We start from the raw sequence: 14,705 nt of genomic DNA, 5'->3' as shown, positions 1-14,705 counted from the left end.
AGGAGCGCAGCGGACCTTGCCCGCGCGTCCCGGCGCCTCCTAGACTGGACGCCGCCATGACACCGGACCTCCTTCCTGCATTGTCCCGCTACGCCGCCCGCGACATCCGACCGGGCTCCGGCGATCGCCCGCACCGCCCCGAACTGTGGGCGTTCGTGGCCCGCAACCGCGAACGCATCACGGACGTCCGCATAGAACGCACGGCCTTGATCGTGGTGATCGACGGTGCCAAGGAGGTCACCGACACCCGCGGCACCCACCATTTTCCGAAGGGTTCGGCGATGCTGCTGCCGCCCGGCTGGATCGGCACGGTGGTGAACGCCCCGAGCGAGGCGACCGGGCATTACCGCGCCCTGATCCTGGAGTTCCCGGGGGACATGGTCCGGCGGCTTCTCGACGCCCATCCCACCGCACGGGCCGGCACCCGGCAGCATCCGCGCGACTTCCGCGTGGCCCTGACGCCCGCTCTGGTCAGCGCGGTGGAGCACGCCGCCGCCGGCTTGGCCGCGGGCGCCGCGCTCAGCCCACGCCTCGTCGAGCACCGCTGCATGGAAGTCCTGCTGGCCCTTCTGGACGACTGTGTTTGGTGGCTCGGACACGGAATGCCCGGTGGCACGGCCGACGCGGTCCGCCAATTGGTCCGCGCCTATCCCGACCAGCCTTGGACAGCCAGGAGCGTCGCTGTCGAGATGGGCCTCAGCACGGGGACCTTGCGCCGACGCCTTGCCGATGAAGACGCCTCCGTACGGCGCATCCTGACGGAGGAGCGTGTCGCTCACGCCCTTCGGTTGCTGGAAAGTGACGGGATGTCCGTGCAGGAAGCGGCGGAAGCCGTTGGCTACACCTCCCGCTCCCACTTCGCCCGACGGGTTCGGGCCGTTACGGGCGCGAACCCGTCGGACCTGCGTGGCGATGGTCGCTGATTACTTCGGCGTGCCCTTCCACACCTGGAACTGCGGTGTTTCCAGCAGCAGATCGGCGTGGCCGAAGGCCGTCTTGAACAGCTTGCCGACTCCCGCCGTCCGTTGGGTCACCGCGACCAGCGAGCCGCGCAGCTTCAGATACTGCTTGGTGCCGGCGACCAGCGCCTCCAGCATTCCGAAATCCTCGTCCTTGCCGCGGTGGAGCGGCGGGTTCGACACGATCAGCCCGAAGCGTTCCCGCGCGCCGAGCCCGGTCAGCCCGTCGCTCAACACGCATTCCGCGTCCGGCACGTTCTGGCGGGCGGCGTGCAGAGCCACCGCGTCGATGTCCAGCAGGGTCAGCCGGGCGTCCGGCGTGCGCTCCCGCACCGCCCGCGCGATCACCCCGGCGCCGCAGCCGAAATCCAGGACGGCGGTGCCCGCCGCGATCTCCGGCAGGACCTGGAGGAGGCATTCCGTGCCGCTGTCGAGACGGCCATGGGCGAACAGGCCGGGATAGGACACGAGATCCAACGCCTCGTCGCGCCCCGGCAGCGGCAGGGTGACGGTCTCCCGCCAATCCTCCAGATTGCCCTTGGCCGAATCGCTGGTCCGGCGGGTTTCCAGCAGGCGGGCGCGGCGCTTGATGGTCAGCGTCTCCACGCCTTCGGCCAGCCCGTCGAAGCGCTTCGGCGCGGAGGTGATGCCTTCGTCGTTGCTGCCGGCGATCCACAGCGGCGCCCCTGCCGGCAAGCGGGCTGCCAGGGCGTGCAACGCCATCTCGAAGGCGGCCCAGCCGCGCGGCAGGCGCAGGACCCCGCCATCGAAGGCACCGTCTGCCGGCCAGGGCGTGGCCAACTTGCCGTCCAGCGCCAAGCGGTGCCAGGAGACGACCTCCGCCCCGCCGTCGGCCAAGGCCGCTTCCATGGCGCCGTCGGTGTCGCCGGCCACCAGGATGCGGCCCTGCGGGCGGCGCTCGGCCAGGGCCTCCGCGGCAACGCCGGCCACGGTGGAATCGCGGTCGGTCGCGCGGTTGGACAATCGGCTCACAAGCTTTTTCCCTTTATCCCCTCCTTGTCGCGCATCAGGCGCGCCTTGTCGCGCTGCCACGACCGCTCCTTCTCGGACTCGCGCTTGTCATGCTTCTTCTTGCCAGTGGCGAGGCCAACCTCGACCTTGGCAATGCCGCGGTCGTTGAAATAGACGGTCATCGGGATCAGCGTGATCCCCTTCTGCTTAATGGCGCCCATGAGCTTGCTCAGCTCGCGACGGTGCACCAGCATCTTGCGCGGGCGCTTGGTCTCGTGCTGAAGCCAGCGGCCCGCCTGCCCGTATTCCGGAATGTAGGCGTTGAACAGGTACAGTTCACCGTTCTTGAGGCCGGCGTACGCCTCGTTGATGCTGGCACGGCCGCCGCGCAACGACTTCACCTCGGTGCCGGTCAGGATCAGACCGGCCTCCAGGGTGTCTTCGATGAAATAGTCGAAGCGTGCGCGGCGGTTCTGTGCCGCCATGCGCCTTGGTTCGGGCTCGCGGGCGGCCACGGATCCTCCTTCCCTAGGGCGGGGTGCTGCCGTCCCTTAGGACAGCAGCCCGGCCTTCTTCATCGCGTCGCGGACGGTGGTCCGCGTGCTTTCCGACGCGGCAACCATCGGCAAGCGAACCTCGTCCGAGGACTTGCCGAGCAGGCTGGCGGCGTACTTCACCGGGGCCGGACTCGTCTCCACGAACATGGAATCGTGCAGCGGGGTCAGCAGGTCGCGGTACTTGTAGGCGGTGGCGAGATCGCCCTTCCGCCATGCGTCCTGCATCGCGGCGCACTGGGCCGGCGCGATGTTGGCCGTCACCGAGATGCAGCCGACGCCGCCCTGCGCGTTGAAGGCCAGTGCCGTCGCGTCCTCGCCCGAGAGCTGGATGAAGTCGGGACCGACCTCCTGCAGCAGGCGGACCGGGCGGGCCAGATCCGCCGTGGCGTCCTTCACGCCGATGATGTTCGGCAGCTTGGCGAGGCGGGCCATGGTTGCCACCGACATATCCACGACACTGCGGCCGGGAATGTTGTAGATAACGATCGGCAAATCCGCCGCGTCATGGATCGCTTTGAAATGCTGGTACAGACCTTCTTGCGTCGGCTTGTTGTAATAGGGCGTGACCACCAGCGCCGCGGTGGCGCCGGCCTTCTTCGCATGCTGGGTCAGCGAGATCGCCTCCTCGGTGGAGTTCGACCCGGTGCCGGCGACGACCGGAACCTTCCCGCCCGCGGCCTCGATGCACAGCTCGACGACCCGGTTGTGCTCCTCGTGGGAGAGGGTGGGCGACTCGCCCGTGGTGCCGCACGGCACGAGACCGTGGGTGCCCTGCGCAACCTGCCACTCGACGAAGGACTGGAAGGCGGCCTCGTCCACTTTCCCGTTTTTAAACGGGGTCAAAAGAGCGACGATGGAACCGTACAACATGCCTGCCACCTCCGACGGACTTCAAGAAAAGTGTCGCGCACCTTAGCCGCACCCGTTCCCCCGAGCAAGAGCGCCCGGATGATCATCCGACATGCCACCCGTTCCGCCACCCGTTCCGCCATTGCCGCCGCCCTGCTGGGGCTGATCGTGCTGGCCCAGCCCGCCGGGGCGGCCAGCCTGACGGCGCAGGACCTCGCCGTCTACCGGCAGGCCTTCAAGGCGGCCGACAACGACCGCCACGACGAGGCGCTGCGCATCGCCGCCCAAGCCTCCAACAAGTTGCCGGCCAAAGTGATCCGCTGGATGGCCTTGGCGACTCCCGGCGGCGGCAGCTTCGACGAGATCGCCGCCTTCATCCGCGAGAACGGCGACTGGCCCAACCAGGCGCAGCTTCGCCGTCAGGCGGAAAAGGCGATGCCCATCGATCTGGACGAGGACCGGGTGCTGGCTTGGTTCAAGCAGTACCCGCCCCTGTCCAACGAAGGCTTCATGCGCCACGCCGACACGCTGCTGGCGACCGGCAACGCCGAGCGGGCGGTGCGGATGGTGCGCGACCGCTGGGTGGAGGCGAACTTCACGTCCGCGGACGAGGAGCAGTTCCTGGCCCGCTACCGCTCTCATCTGCGTCCGCAGGAGCACAAGGCGCGCATCGACCGGCTGCTGTGGGAGCGCCAGGAAGCCGCGGTGCGCCGCATGCTGCCCTTCTTCGACGAAGCCTACGACCTGCTGATCGAGGCGCGGATCGCGCTGGACGGCGACGCCAAGAACGCCGACGCGGCGCTGGCCCGCGTGCCCGCCTCGCTGCGCAATGACCCCGGCTTGCTGTTCGACCGTGCCCGCTACCGCCGCCGCAAGGGCGACGACGCCGGAGCGCTGGAGATCATCGTCCAGGCGCCCAAAGACATGGGCCGTCCGCAGGCTTGGTGGACGGAGCGCCACATCCTGGCCCGCCGCGCCATGGTGAACGGCGACCACAACCTCGCCTACCGTCTGGTGACGGCTCATGGACAGACCGAGGGCAGCGGCGCGGCGGAGGCGGAATTCCTCGCCGGCTTCCTGGCGCTGCGCTTCCTCGACGATCCGTCGAGCGCCTTCAACCACTTCCACAAGCTCTACCGCTCCGTCGGCGCACCAATCAGCAAGGCGCGCGGTGCCTACTGGTGCGGGCGTGCGGCGGAAGCGCTGGGCCAGACGGCGCAGGCCAAGGACTGGTACTCGAAGGCCGCCCAGTACGGGACGACCTTCTACGGGCAGCTCGCCGCCCGCCACGCCGGGAACGGGCGCATCGCCTTGCCCGCCGAACCGCGCGTGTCCAACGCCGACGCCACCGCCTTCGAACGGCGGGAGGTGGTGCGCGTGACCAAGCTGCTGGCCGAGATCGAGGGCAACACCGACGAGCGGGTGACCGCCTTCCTGCGCCGCATCAGCCTCGACGCCAAGGAGCCGGCGGATTATGTGCTGGCCGCCAAGCTGGCCCGCGAGGTCGGGCGCCGCGACCTGGCCGTCGCCGCCGCGAAGGACGCCGCGCAGAACGACGTGTTTCTGGTGGAAGCCGGCTACCCGATGATCGAGAGCCGCCCGTCAGCTCCGGAAATCGCCCTGGTGCACGCCATCATCCGGCAGGAGAGCACCTTCAACACCCGCGTGGTGTCGTCGGCCGGGGCGCGCGGCCTGATGCAGCTCATGCCCGGAACGGCTCAGCTGGTCGCCAGCAAGCTCGGCGTCAAGCACGACAACGCCAAGCTGATCAGCGACCCGGACTACAATGTGCGGCTCGGCTCGACCTATCTGGCGGACATGATCGATCGCTTCAACGGCTCCTACATCATGGCCATCGCCGCCTACAACGCCGGCCCGACCCGCGTGCGCCAATGGATCGACACCTACGGAGACCCGCGCGGCGAAGCCATCGACGCCGTGGACTGGCTGGAATTGATCCCGATCTACGAAACCCGCAACTACGTCCAGCGGGTCATGGAGGCCATGCTGGTCTACCGGGCGCGCATCCAGGGCGCCAAGGCCGAGCTGAACCTGGACAAGGAAATCCGCCGCTGATCTCCCGGCTGTCTCTCGCCCACGCCGGACGAGAGACAGCCACATTGATCAAAGCCGAATATTCGAAAGTCACAAAAGTCGGCTTATCTCTGCCACATACCAAAATCGAAATCGTCCAAATTTCGTCATTTTCGTCTGAAGTGGTAACTCTTCTTCCTATCCGGAAGATGAATTGCATTTAATGCTCTATTAACCACAACCCGACAGAATTCCCACGCACGGACGGACCGTGTTTCTCTTTATTCCGTGATTGGGAGCCTACCATGCCAGCACCGATGGTCGCCGATGAAGTCCGCCAGGCGTGCCGCATCCACGCGCGCCTTTTAGACGCCTTCATCACCTTGACGGAACAGGAACTGGCGCAGCTCGCCCCTGGTTTCGCCGAGGAAAGCCTCATGGAATCGCTGGAGAAGATGCGCGCCGCCCGCAAGAGCTACGGCGCCCTGGGCGGTGTCGTCGCCCTTGAAGTGGTGGCGTCGAACGCCGCCTGATCAAGGGTGTTGCGTTCGGGTCGGCCTCCCGTTCGGGAACAGGGGACCGCTAATCCTGCGGCGTGTCCCCGTTGCCCGCACCGCCCGACTGCCGGCGCTGCACCTCGCGCCATTTGGCGACGTTGCGATTGTGATCCGGCAAAGTCTTCGCAAAGACATGCCCGCCGGTGCCATCGGCGACGAAATACAGGAAGTCGTGTTTTTCCGGGTGCAAAGCCGCCTGGATGGAGGCCCGCCCCGGGTTGGCGATCGGCCCTGGCGGGAGCCCTGCCGCGACGTAGGTGTTGTAGGGCGACTCGAATTTCCAGTCATTACGGGTCAAGGCCCGCCCCAACTCCCCGCTGCCATCGGTCAGCGCGTAGATCACCGTCGGATCCGACTGGAGCTTCATGCCGGTCTCCAAGCGGTTGACGAAGACTCCTGCGACCTTGGCGCGTTCAGCCGCGACACCGGTTTCCTTCTCCACGATGGACGCCATGGTCAGCGCCTGCTGCGGAGTCTCGTAAGGCAGGTCCGGACCACGGTTCTTCCAGGCGTCGTTCAGGGCCTGGGTCATCGCGTGCTGCATCCGCTCGACCAGGGCCGAACGCGAATCGCCGTAGGAATAGTGATAGGTTTCAGGCAGTACGGTCCCGTTCTTCGGAACCGTCTTCAACTCGCCGGTCAGCGTCGGCTCGGCATCGAGCAGAGCCACCACCTGGGCGGAGGTCAGCCCTTCCGGCACCGTAAAGCGGCGGACCACGGTCTTGCCCTGGCGCAGCATCTCCAGCACGCCATCGATGCTGATGCCCGCCGGGAACGCGTACTCGCCGGCCTTCAGCGGCCCCTGGAGCTTGGCAGCGAGCAGAAAGAGAATCGGAGACTCGACGACCCCCGCGTCTTCGAGAGTCAGCGCAATGGCTTCCAGCCCGCTCCCACGCGGAATGACGACCGTCTCGGCGTGCTCAAGGGGTCCGGGGGCCATCACACGGAGGGCACCCCAGAACACCAACCCGCTGCCCGCGGTGAGGACGGTCAACGCCCCCGCCGCGATTCGGAGGCCCCAACCCATCGGCGGTCTCCGCGATGCTTCGCCGCTCAGGCGAATTCCTTGAAGACCAGGGAGGCGTTGGTGCCGCCGAAGCCGAAGGAGTTCGACAGCGCGGCCCGCACGCGGCGCTCCTGCGCAACCTTCGGAACGAGGTTGACGCCGAGGCAGCTCTCCGAGGGGTTCTCAAGGTTCAGCGTCGGCGGAACCAAGCTGTGGTTGATCGCCTTGATCGAGTAGATCGCCTCGACCGCGCCGGCGGCCCCCAGCAGGTGGCCGATGGCCGACTTGGTGGAGGACATGGCGACGTTGTCCATCGCAGCGCCGAACAGACGCTTCACCGCGCCCAGCTCGATCTCGTCGCCCAGCGGCGTCGAGGTGCCGTGCGCGTTCACGTAATCGATTTCCGACGGCTCCATCCCGGCCCGCTTCAGCGCGTTGCGCATGGCGCGGAAGCCGCCGTTGCCGTCCTCCGCCGGGGCGGAGATGTGGTAGGCGTCGCCGGACATGCCATAGCCGACCACTTCGGCGTAGATGTGAGCGCCGCGCTTCTTGGCGTGCTCCAACTCCTCGAGGACAACCACACCGGCGCCCTCGCCGATCACGAAGCCGTCACGGTCCTTGTCGTAAGGACGCGACGCCTTTTCCGGCGTGTCGTTGAAATTCGTGGACAGGGCGCGCATGGCGGCAAAACCGCCGACGCCCAGGCGGCTGACCGCTGCTTCCGTGCCGCCGGCGACCATCACGTCCGCATCACCCAGCATGATCAGGCGCGAAGCGTCGCCGATGGCGTGCGCGCCGGTCGAGCAGGCCGTGACCACCGCGTGGTTCGGACCCTTGAAGCCGTGCTGGATGGAGATGTGACCGGACGCCAGATTGATGAGGCAGGCCGGAATGAAGAAGGGGGAGATGCGGCGCGGGCCCTTCTCGGCCAGGGTGACGGCACCCTCGGCAATGCCCGGCAGACCACCGATGCCCGAGCCCACCATGACGCCGGTGAGTTCGCGCTCTTCCTCGGTCTGGGGAACCCAGCCGGAATCCTTGATCGCTTCGTGGGCGGCGGCGATGGCGAAGATGATGAAATCGTCCATCTTCCGCTGGTCCTTCGGCGGAACGAAGGCATCGGGGTTGAACAACCCCTCACCATCCCCGCGCGGGACCTCCCCGGCAACTTTCGAGGCCAGATCAGAGGCGTCGAAACCCGTGATGGCGCGGATGCCCGATTGGCTGGCGGTCAAACGCTCCCAGTTGAGCTTGTGGCCGACACCGAGCGGCGTGACCAGACCAAGGCCGGTAACGACGACACGTCTCATGGGGTATTCCTTGACCTTTCCTCGGAAAACTCAGCGACGGCCAGGCCACTTTGAAAAGCTGCCTGGCCCTCTCGCGCCAGCGCCTGATCAGGCGGCGGCGTTCGCCTTGATGAAGTCGATGGCGTCCTTCACCGTCAGAATCTTCTCGGCGGCGTCGTCCGGAATCTCGCAGCCGAACTCTTCCTCGAAAGCCATAACCAGCTCGACCGTGTCGAGGCTGTCGGCGCCGAGATCGTCGATGAAGGAGGCGTTCTCCGTCACCTTCGACTCCTCGACCCCGAGGTGGTCCACAACGATCTTCTTAACGCGCTCGGCGACATCGCTCATTTTTTTAGACCTTCCAATCCTTGAGACCGCTCGGGCGAATTCGGCCGGCTCAACACGCGGCTGCGTGCCTTCCTGCCACAAAAAGCCCCGTCCGATAACACATTTTTACAGCCTTGACCAGCGCCCGCGGGCGCCGGTCCGAACCTGTGGTTCAGGCAGCGAATCCGCCTCAGATCATGGCCATGCCGCCGTTGATGTGCAGCGTCTGGCCGGTGACATAGGCGGCCTCATCGCTCGCCAGGTACACGACTCCGGCGGCGATTTCCCCCGGCTCGCCCATGCGGCCGGAAGGAATGGCGGTGAGCAGCTTGTCCTTCTGCTCGGAATTCAGGGCGTCGGTCATCGCCGTGGTGATGAAACCCGGCGCGACGCAGTTCACGGTGATGCCGCGCGACGCGACCTCCGCGGCCAGCGACTTCGACATGCCGATCATGCCGGCCTTGGAGGCGGCGTAGTTGGCTTGGCCGGGGTTTCCGGTGACGCCGACGATCGAGGTGATGCCGATGATGCGGCCCCAGCGGCGCTTCATCATGCCGCGCAGCACGGCGCGCGACAGGCGGAAGGCGGCGGTCAGGTTGACGTCCAGCACCGACTGCCAGTCGTCGTCCTTCATGCGCATGGCCAGCTGGTCGCGCGTCAGGCCGGCGTTGTTCACCAGGATGTCGATTTGGCCGAGGGCGGCCTCCGCGTCCTTGGCGAGCTGCTCGGTCCCGGCGGCGTCGGCGAGGTTGCCGGGCACCACCAGGGCGCGCTCGCCCAACTCGGAGGCGAGCGCCTCCAGCGGGGCGACGCGGGTGCCGGACAGGGCGACGGTGGCGCCCTGCGCGTGCAGCGCGCGGGCGATCTGCGCCCCGATGCCACCCGAGGCGCCGGTGACCAGGGCCTTCTTTCCGGTCAGGTCGAACATGGAATGCCTCACAGGGTCTTCAGGAACGATTCGACGTCGACCGGGCCCTGAACGGAGGTTCCGGCCAATTCCTTGTCGATGCGCTTGGCGAGACCCGACAGCACCTTGCCGGAGCCGAGTTCAACCAGCGTGTCGACGCCCTGCTCCTTCATATAGAGCACGCTCTCGCGCCAGCGAACCATGCCGGTCACCTGCTCGACCAGAAGGCGGCGGATCTCGTTGGGGTCCGACACGGCCGACGCGGTCACGTTGGCGACCACCGGAACCGCCGGCGCGGCGATCGTCACGTTGGCCAGGGCCTCGGCCATGGCGTCGGCGGCGGGCTGCATCAGCGGGCAATGGAAGGGCGCGCTGACCGGCAGGCGCACGGTGCGCTTCAGTCCGCGCTCCGCCGCGATCACGATGGCGCGCTCAATGGCCTCGGCATGACCGGAGATCACCACCTGACCCGACGAGTTGTCGTTGGCGACGGTGCAGACTTCGTTCTGCCCCGTGGGGGTCTTGGCGGCGTCAGCGGCGATGGCCTGGGCCTGCTCCAGCTCGGCGCCCAGCAGGGCGGCCATAGCGCCCTGCCCGACCGGCACGGCCTTCTGCATGGCCTGGCCGCGCAGCTTCAGCAGGCGCGCGGTGTCGGCCAGCGTGAAGGCGCCGGCGGCGCACAGGGCCGAATACTCGCCGAGCGAATGGCCGGCAACGAATGCCGCGTGCTTGGTCAGGTCGAGCCCGCCCTGGTCCTTCAGCACCCGCAGAACGGCGACGCTGACGGCCATCAGGGCCGGCTGGGCGTTCTCGGTGAGCGTCAGGTCGGCCTCGGGGCCTTCGAACATCAGGCGGGACAGGCGCTGGTTCAGCGCGTCGTCCACCTCTTCAAAGGTGAGCCGCGCGACCTCGAACGCCTCGGCCAGCTCACGGCCCATGCCGACGGCTTGGCTGCCCTGGCCCGGAAAGACGAACGCCCTGGTCATGCTGTCTGGGAACCCTAGTAAAAAGGCGCGCCACCCGCGGCGCTGCCGTTGAATTCGGCGACAGTCATACCCGGCCTTTCGGGCAAGTCAAGCGATGCTCAACGTTGGCGAGGTCGAATTGGTGCCTTTCTGTTGCTTTTTCGGCGTTTTTTCATTGCTGCGATGCAAAGGCGAACGGAGAAAAGGGTCATTCCAAGGCACATCAAAGGCAGGAGCGCCGGAATCGTCGGCTGGCTCGTGTTTCCGCTTGTCGGGATAGTGCTTTTATGCATACTGCGCCGCTTCATAACTCCTTGCCGGTGGCCCGCGTGCCGTCGGCTAGGCCCGGGCGGCTGATCCTGTCCATAGGGGATGGGGTGCAGCGCCGGACCATGAACAGCCATGGGGAGTATAATGGCTCTTTACGAGTGCGTGCTGATCGCGCGCCAGGACATCTCGGCCGCCCAGGCCGAGCAGCTCGGCGAGCAGTTCGCCCAGATCATTCGCGACAATGGCGGCCAGGTCGCCAAGACCGAATACTGGGGTCTGAAGACGCTCACCTACAAGATCAAGAAGAACCGCAAGGGTCACTACACCCTGTTCAACCTTGATGCCCCCGCCGCCGCCGTCCTCGAGATGGAGCGCAACATGGGCATCAACGAGGACGTGCTGCGCTTCATGACCGTCCGCGTCGATGCGCTGGACGCCAACCCGTCGGTGATGATGCAGAGCCGCGGCGAGCGTGGTGACCGCGGCGATCGCGGCGACCGCGGCCCGCGCCGCTTCGAGGATCGTGGCCCGCGCCCGCCGCGTCGCCAGGAGCCCACCGTTGCCGAAGGGGAGAACGCCTAAATGTCCGACAAGCAGACCTCGGGCGCTCCGGCCCGCACCGGTGGCGGTCCCCGCCGTCCGTTCTTCCGCCGCCGCAAGACCTGCCCGTTCTCGGGCGCGAACGCCCCGGCGATCGACTACAAGGACGTCAAGCTCCTGTCCCGCTTCATCTCCGAGCGTGGCAAGATCGTGCCGAGCCGCATCACCGCGGTTTCCGCGAAGAAGCAGCGCGAACTCGCCCGCGCCATCAAGCGCGCCCGTTTCCTGGCCCTGCTTCCCTACGTGGTGAAGTAAGGACCGAAGCGGACAACAGGCAAAGGCAATCCCATGGCCTCGCCCCTGGCCGCCCCTCTGGCGGCTGCCATCGGTGTCGGCGTGGTCAGCGCTTTCTTCTATCTCGCCGTCCTGTTCGGCGGGTTCGGGGCGCTGATCCTGGGCTATCTGGCGCCGCTGCCGCTGTTCCTCGCGGGACTGTGGCTCGGCTCCACCGCCTCCCTTCTCGCCGGTGCGGTGGGAACGGTGGCGGTCCTGGCGGTGTCGTCCAGCGTCCTGGTGTCTCTCGCCTATCTGGTGACCGCGGCTGTCCCGGTCATCCTGGTGGTGCGGCAGGCGCTGCTGGCGCGGGCGGCTCCCGACGGGAGTCTTGAATGGTATCCTCCGGGCCGGCTCCTGATGGCGCTGACCGGGATGGGACTGGCGGGCCTTCTGGGCGCTGCGGTTCTGACGCTCGATCAGCCCGGCGGGCTGGAGGGCGCAGTGCGGGAAACGCTGAGCCGCATGGCGGACCAGATGTTCTCCGCGCAGGGCCAGCAGGCCCCGGACCCGCAGGACATCTGGATGGCCGAGGTGTTGCCGGGCTTCGCGGTGATCTCATGGCTCGTCATGACGATCGTCAACGGAGCCCTGGCGCAGGGCGTCCTGATGCGGTTCGGCCGCAACCGGCGCCCCGCCATGCGGCTGGACGACCTGGAACTGCCACGGTGGCTCGCCACCGCGTTCCTGCTGGCCATGGTGGCGGCCTCGCTGGCGTCGGACCCGGTCGGGTTCCTTGCGGTCAACGCCGCGCTGATCCTGGCCTTGCCATTCGCCTTTGCCGGGCTTTCGGTGGTGCATGTGTTCGCCCGAAGCCGATCGGCCAAGCTGCCGATCCTCGTCGGGTTCTACATGTTCCTGTTTCTTTTCGGTTGGCCGATCGTGCTGATGGTCGGTCTTGGCATGATCGAGCAATGGATTGGGCTGCGTCGCCGTCTCCGGCCCGCCGGCCCCGATCAGGAGGACGAGTGATGGAAGTTATTCTGCTGGAGCGGGTCGAGAAGCTCGGCCAGATGGGCCAGGTCGTGAAGGTGCGTCCCGGCTTCGCCCGCAACTATCTGCTGCCGCAGAAGAAGGCCATGCGCGCCACCAAGGCGAACATGGCGTTCTTCGAGAAGCAGAAGGCCCACCTGGAGGCCGTCAACCTGGAGCGCCGCAAGGACGCCGAGCAGGTGGCCACCAAGATGAACGACGTATCGGTCGTCGTGATCCGTCAGGCCGGCGAAACCGGCGTGCTGTACGGTTCGGTGACGCCGCGCGACGTTGCGGACGCCCTTGACGCCGCCGGCTACAAGGTCGACCGCAAGCAGGTGTCGATCGAGACCCCGATCAAGACTCTGGGCCTGTTCAAGCTGCGCGTCGTCCTGCACCCCGAGGTGAGCATCTCCGTCACGGTGAACGTCGCCCGCTCGCAGGAAGAGGCTGAACTGCAGCGCTCCCGCGGCGGCATGGTCACCGCGGCCGACCTGCGCGACGACGAGGACGAGATCGAGGAGGCCCCCGAGGCCGCCGAGACCGAGGTTTCCGAGGAGGGCTGACCGCCCGCTCAACGAGACCGTTCCGCTCGTCCGGAAGCCGCCCGCCCCGAAAGGGGCGAGGCGGCTTTTCCGCTTTTGGCGCCCCGGATTATCCGGCCTCCTCCATCCGGATGCGCCGGACGCCCCGCCCCTGCCCCGTCCGGCGGGTTGCCTCCCCCCGCTCCGAACTCCGACTCTCGTTTCCGGTGATTCGCTCGCGGCGAAGGTACCGGACCGAGTCGTGTGCGACGGATGCGGAGATGCGCGATGCTGCTAGCCCGCCTGCTCAGCCCGGCCCTGACCGCCGGCGCTCTGGACATCGTCAGCGCCAACGGGCGGAGGCACCGGGTGGGGGTCGGCACGCCGTCCCTCACGCTGCGTCTGCACGACAAGGCGCTGCACCGCGACCTCGTGGTGAACCCGCGGTTGCGATTCGGGGAAGCCTACATGGACGGCCGCCTGACAATCGAAGGCGGCTCCGTCTATGATTTCCTGGCGCTCCTGAGCGCCGGGACGGACAATGTCCAGGGCGTTCTGGGCAATCTGCGGGAAACCCTCTTCCCCGCGCTACGGCTCATCCAGCAGAGCAATCCCCTAGGGCGGTCGCGGCGCAACGTGGCCCATCATTATGACCTGTCGCGGTCCTTCTTCGATCTGTTCCTCGACCGCGACCTGCAATATTCCTGCGCCTACTTCCCCACACCCGGCACCGGGCTGGAAGAGGCGCAGGAGGCCAAGAAACGGCACATCGCGGCGAAGCTGCTGCTTCAGCCGGGCATGCGGGTCCTGGACATCGGCTGCGGCTGGGGCGGCATGGCGCTCTACCTCGCCCGCATGACCGGCGCCCAGGTCACCGGAATCACCCTGTCCCGCGAACAGCTCGCCGTGGCGCGGGAGCGGGCGGCCCATGCCGGGCTGGCCGGTCAGGTCCGCTTCGAGCTGCGGGACTACCGGCAAATGGAAGGACGTTTCGACCGCATCGTCTCGGTCGGCATGTTCGAGCATGTCGGGGTGCCCCATTATCCGGCCTTCTTCGCCAAGCTGCGCGACCTGCTGGCCGAGGACGGGGTGGCGTTGCTTCATGCCATCGGCCGGTCGGATGGGCCGGGCTCAACCAACCCGTGGTTCCGCAAATACATCTTTCCCGGCGGCTACTCGCCCGCCCTGTCGGAGGTGATCCCGGCGGTGGAAAAGGCCGGGCTGTGGAACACCGACGTCGAGATTTTGCGCCTTCACTACGCCGAGACGCTGCGCCACTGGCGGGAGCGGTTCGCGGCCCGGCGGGAGGACGCCCGCGCGATGTACGACGAACGCTTCTGCCGGATGTGGGAGTTCTATCTGGCGGGGGCCGAGATCAGCTTCCGCTACCAGGGGCACATGGTTTTCCAGATGCAGCTCGCCCGCTCGCTGGGCGCCGTTCCGCTCGTCCGCGATTATATGCAGCGCGCCGAAACGGCCTTGGCCGACGCCGTGCCCCGGCCCCTGCGCACCGGCCGGAACGTCGGTGCCAGCAACGCTTGACCAGAGGTGTCCGCGCCACATCGGCCCACAGGTTTTGCTCTGGCCCAAGCTCTTGATAGAACGTTTGAATTTCCCCTTACCCCCAGCTTTCACCGGCTGTGG

16 protein-coding genes are annotated in these 14,705 nt (G+C 67.2%); 8 read left to right on the top strand and 8 right to left on the bottom strand.

All coding sequences use genetic code 11. From position 1 onward, the window contains the following. Nucleotides 1–56 precede the first annotated feature (56 nt). Entirely contained in the window at nt 57–923 is an 867-nt protein-coding gene (locus ACWPXE_RS14080) for a helix-turn-helix transcriptional regulator (RefSeq protein ID WP_454018341.1), read from the top strand. On the opposite strand, the gene ACWPXE_RS14075 is transcribed toward ACWPXE_RS14080, so the two are convergent. The 3 genes from ACWPXE_RS14075 to dapA form a co-directional block, all read right to left on the bottom strand. Further along, entirely contained in the window at nt 924–1,952 is a 1,029-nt protein-coding gene (locus ACWPXE_RS14075) for a methyltransferase (protein ID WP_454018340.1), read from the bottom strand. It lies immediately after the preceding gene. Continuing rightward, entirely contained in the window at nt 1,949–2,416 is a 468-nt protein-coding gene (smpB, locus tag ACWPXE_RS14070) for an SsrA-binding protein SmpB (RefSeq protein WP_454018777.1), read from the bottom strand. The genes ACWPXE_RS14075 and smpB overlap by 4 nt, the downstream gene beginning before the upstream one ends. Nucleotides 2,417–2,482: 66 nt before the next feature. Next, the gene (dapA, locus tag ACWPXE_RS14065) at nt 2,483–3,358 is read right to left on the bottom strand and encodes a 4-hydroxy-tetrahydrodipicolinate synthase (protein WP_454018339.1); all 876 of its coding nucleotides are present in this window, start codon (nt 3,356–3,358) and stop codon (nt 2,483–2,485) included. 78 nt (nt 3,359–3,436) lie between these two features. Here dapA and ACWPXE_RS14060 point away from each other — a divergent pair, with 78 nt between their 5' ends. Further along, complete coding sequence (locus tag ACWPXE_RS14060) at nt 3,437–5,413, top strand: lytic transglycosylase domain-containing protein (protein WP_454018338.1); 1,977 nt, start codon at nt 3,437–3,439, stop codon at nt 5,411–5,413. A gap of 263 nt (nt 5,414–5,676) precedes the next feature. Continuing rightward, the gene (locus tag ACWPXE_RS14055; protein WP_149165813.1) at nt 5,677–5,904 is read left to right on the top strand and encodes a hypothetical protein; all 228 of its coding nucleotides are present in this window, start codon (nt 5,677–5,679) and stop codon (nt 5,902–5,904) included. Nucleotides 5,905–5,953: 49 nt separating this feature from the next. Here ACWPXE_RS14055 and mltG read toward each other — a convergent pair whose 3' ends face one another. The 5 genes from mltG to fabD all read right to left on the bottom strand — a co-directional run bounded on the left by mltG (nt 5,954) and on the right by fabD (nt 10,443). Beyond that, nucleotides 5,954–6,955, bottom strand: a complete 1,002-nt coding sequence (gene mltG / locus ACWPXE_RS14050) for an endolytic transglycosylase MltG (protein ID WP_454018337.1) — start codon at nt 6,953–6,955, stop codon at nt 5,954–5,956. 26 nt (nt 6,956–6,981) lie between these two features. After that, nucleotides 6,982–8,244 carry a beta-ketoacyl-ACP synthase II gene (gene fabF / locus ACWPXE_RS14045; protein WP_454018336.1) on the bottom strand — a complete coding sequence of 421 codons (1,263 nt, stop codon included), beginning with the start codon at nt 8,242–8,244 and terminating at the stop codon, nt 6,982–6,984. An 87-nt stretch (nt 8,245–8,331) separates the two neighbouring features. After that, nucleotides 8,332–8,571 (bottom strand): acyl carrier protein, encoded by a 240-nt coding sequence (locus ACWPXE_RS14040; RefSeq protein WP_014240383.1) that lies wholly within the window; start codon nt 8,569–8,571, stop codon nt 8,332–8,334. A gap of 169 nt (nt 8,572–8,740) precedes the next feature. Beyond that, entirely contained in the window at nt 8,741–9,478 is a 738-nt protein-coding gene (gene fabG / locus ACWPXE_RS14035) for a 3-oxoacyl-[acyl-carrier-protein] reductase (protein WP_454018335.1), read from the bottom strand. 8 nt (nt 9,479–9,486) lie between these two features. After that, a complete protein-coding gene (gene fabD / locus ACWPXE_RS14030; protein ID WP_454018334.1) occupies nt 9,487–10,443 on the bottom strand; it encodes an ACP S-malonyltransferase in 957 nt (318 codons plus the stop codon). A gap of 393 nt (nt 10,444–10,836) precedes the next feature. Between fabD and rpsF the strand changes: the two genes are divergently transcribed. From rpsF to ACWPXE_RS14005, 5 genes are all read left to right on the top strand, one after another. After that, nucleotides 10,837–11,274 carry a 30S ribosomal protein S6 gene (gene rpsF / locus ACWPXE_RS14025; protein WP_014240380.1) on the top strand — a complete coding sequence of 146 codons (438 nt, stop codon included), beginning with the start codon at nt 10,837–10,839 and terminating at the stop codon, nt 11,272–11,274. After that, nucleotides 11,275–11,547, top strand: coding sequence for a 30S ribosomal protein S18 (rpsR, locus tag ACWPXE_RS14020; protein ID WP_014240379.1), 273 nt, complete (start codon nt 11,275–11,277; stop codon nt 11,545–11,547). It abuts the gene before it with no gap. 33 nt (nt 11,548–11,580) lie between these two features. Then, the gene (locus ACWPXE_RS14015; protein ID WP_454018333.1) at nt 11,581–12,537 is read left to right on the top strand and encodes a DUF2232 domain-containing protein; all 957 of its coding nucleotides are present in this window, start codon (nt 11,581–11,583) and stop codon (nt 12,535–12,537) included. Then, nucleotides 12,537–13,103, top strand: coding sequence for a 50S ribosomal protein L9 (gene rplI / locus ACWPXE_RS14010; RefSeq protein WP_454018332.1), 567 nt, complete (start codon nt 12,537–12,539; stop codon nt 13,101–13,103). Before ACWPXE_RS14015 ends, rplI begins: the two co-directional genes overlap by 1 nt. Nucleotides 13,104–13,349: 246 nt before the next feature. Next, nucleotides 13,350–14,603, top strand: a complete 1,254-nt coding sequence (locus tag ACWPXE_RS14005) for a class I SAM-dependent methyltransferase (protein WP_454018331.1) — start codon at nt 13,350–13,352, stop codon at nt 14,601–14,603. The last annotated feature ends 102 nt before the right edge of the window (nt 14,604–14,705 follow it).

Source organism: Azospirillum sp. Marseille-Q6669 (genome assembly GCF_965111635.1).
The sequence above is the reverse complement of the archived record's forward strand: the minus strand, read 5'-3'. Positions and strand labels throughout refer to the sequence as shown.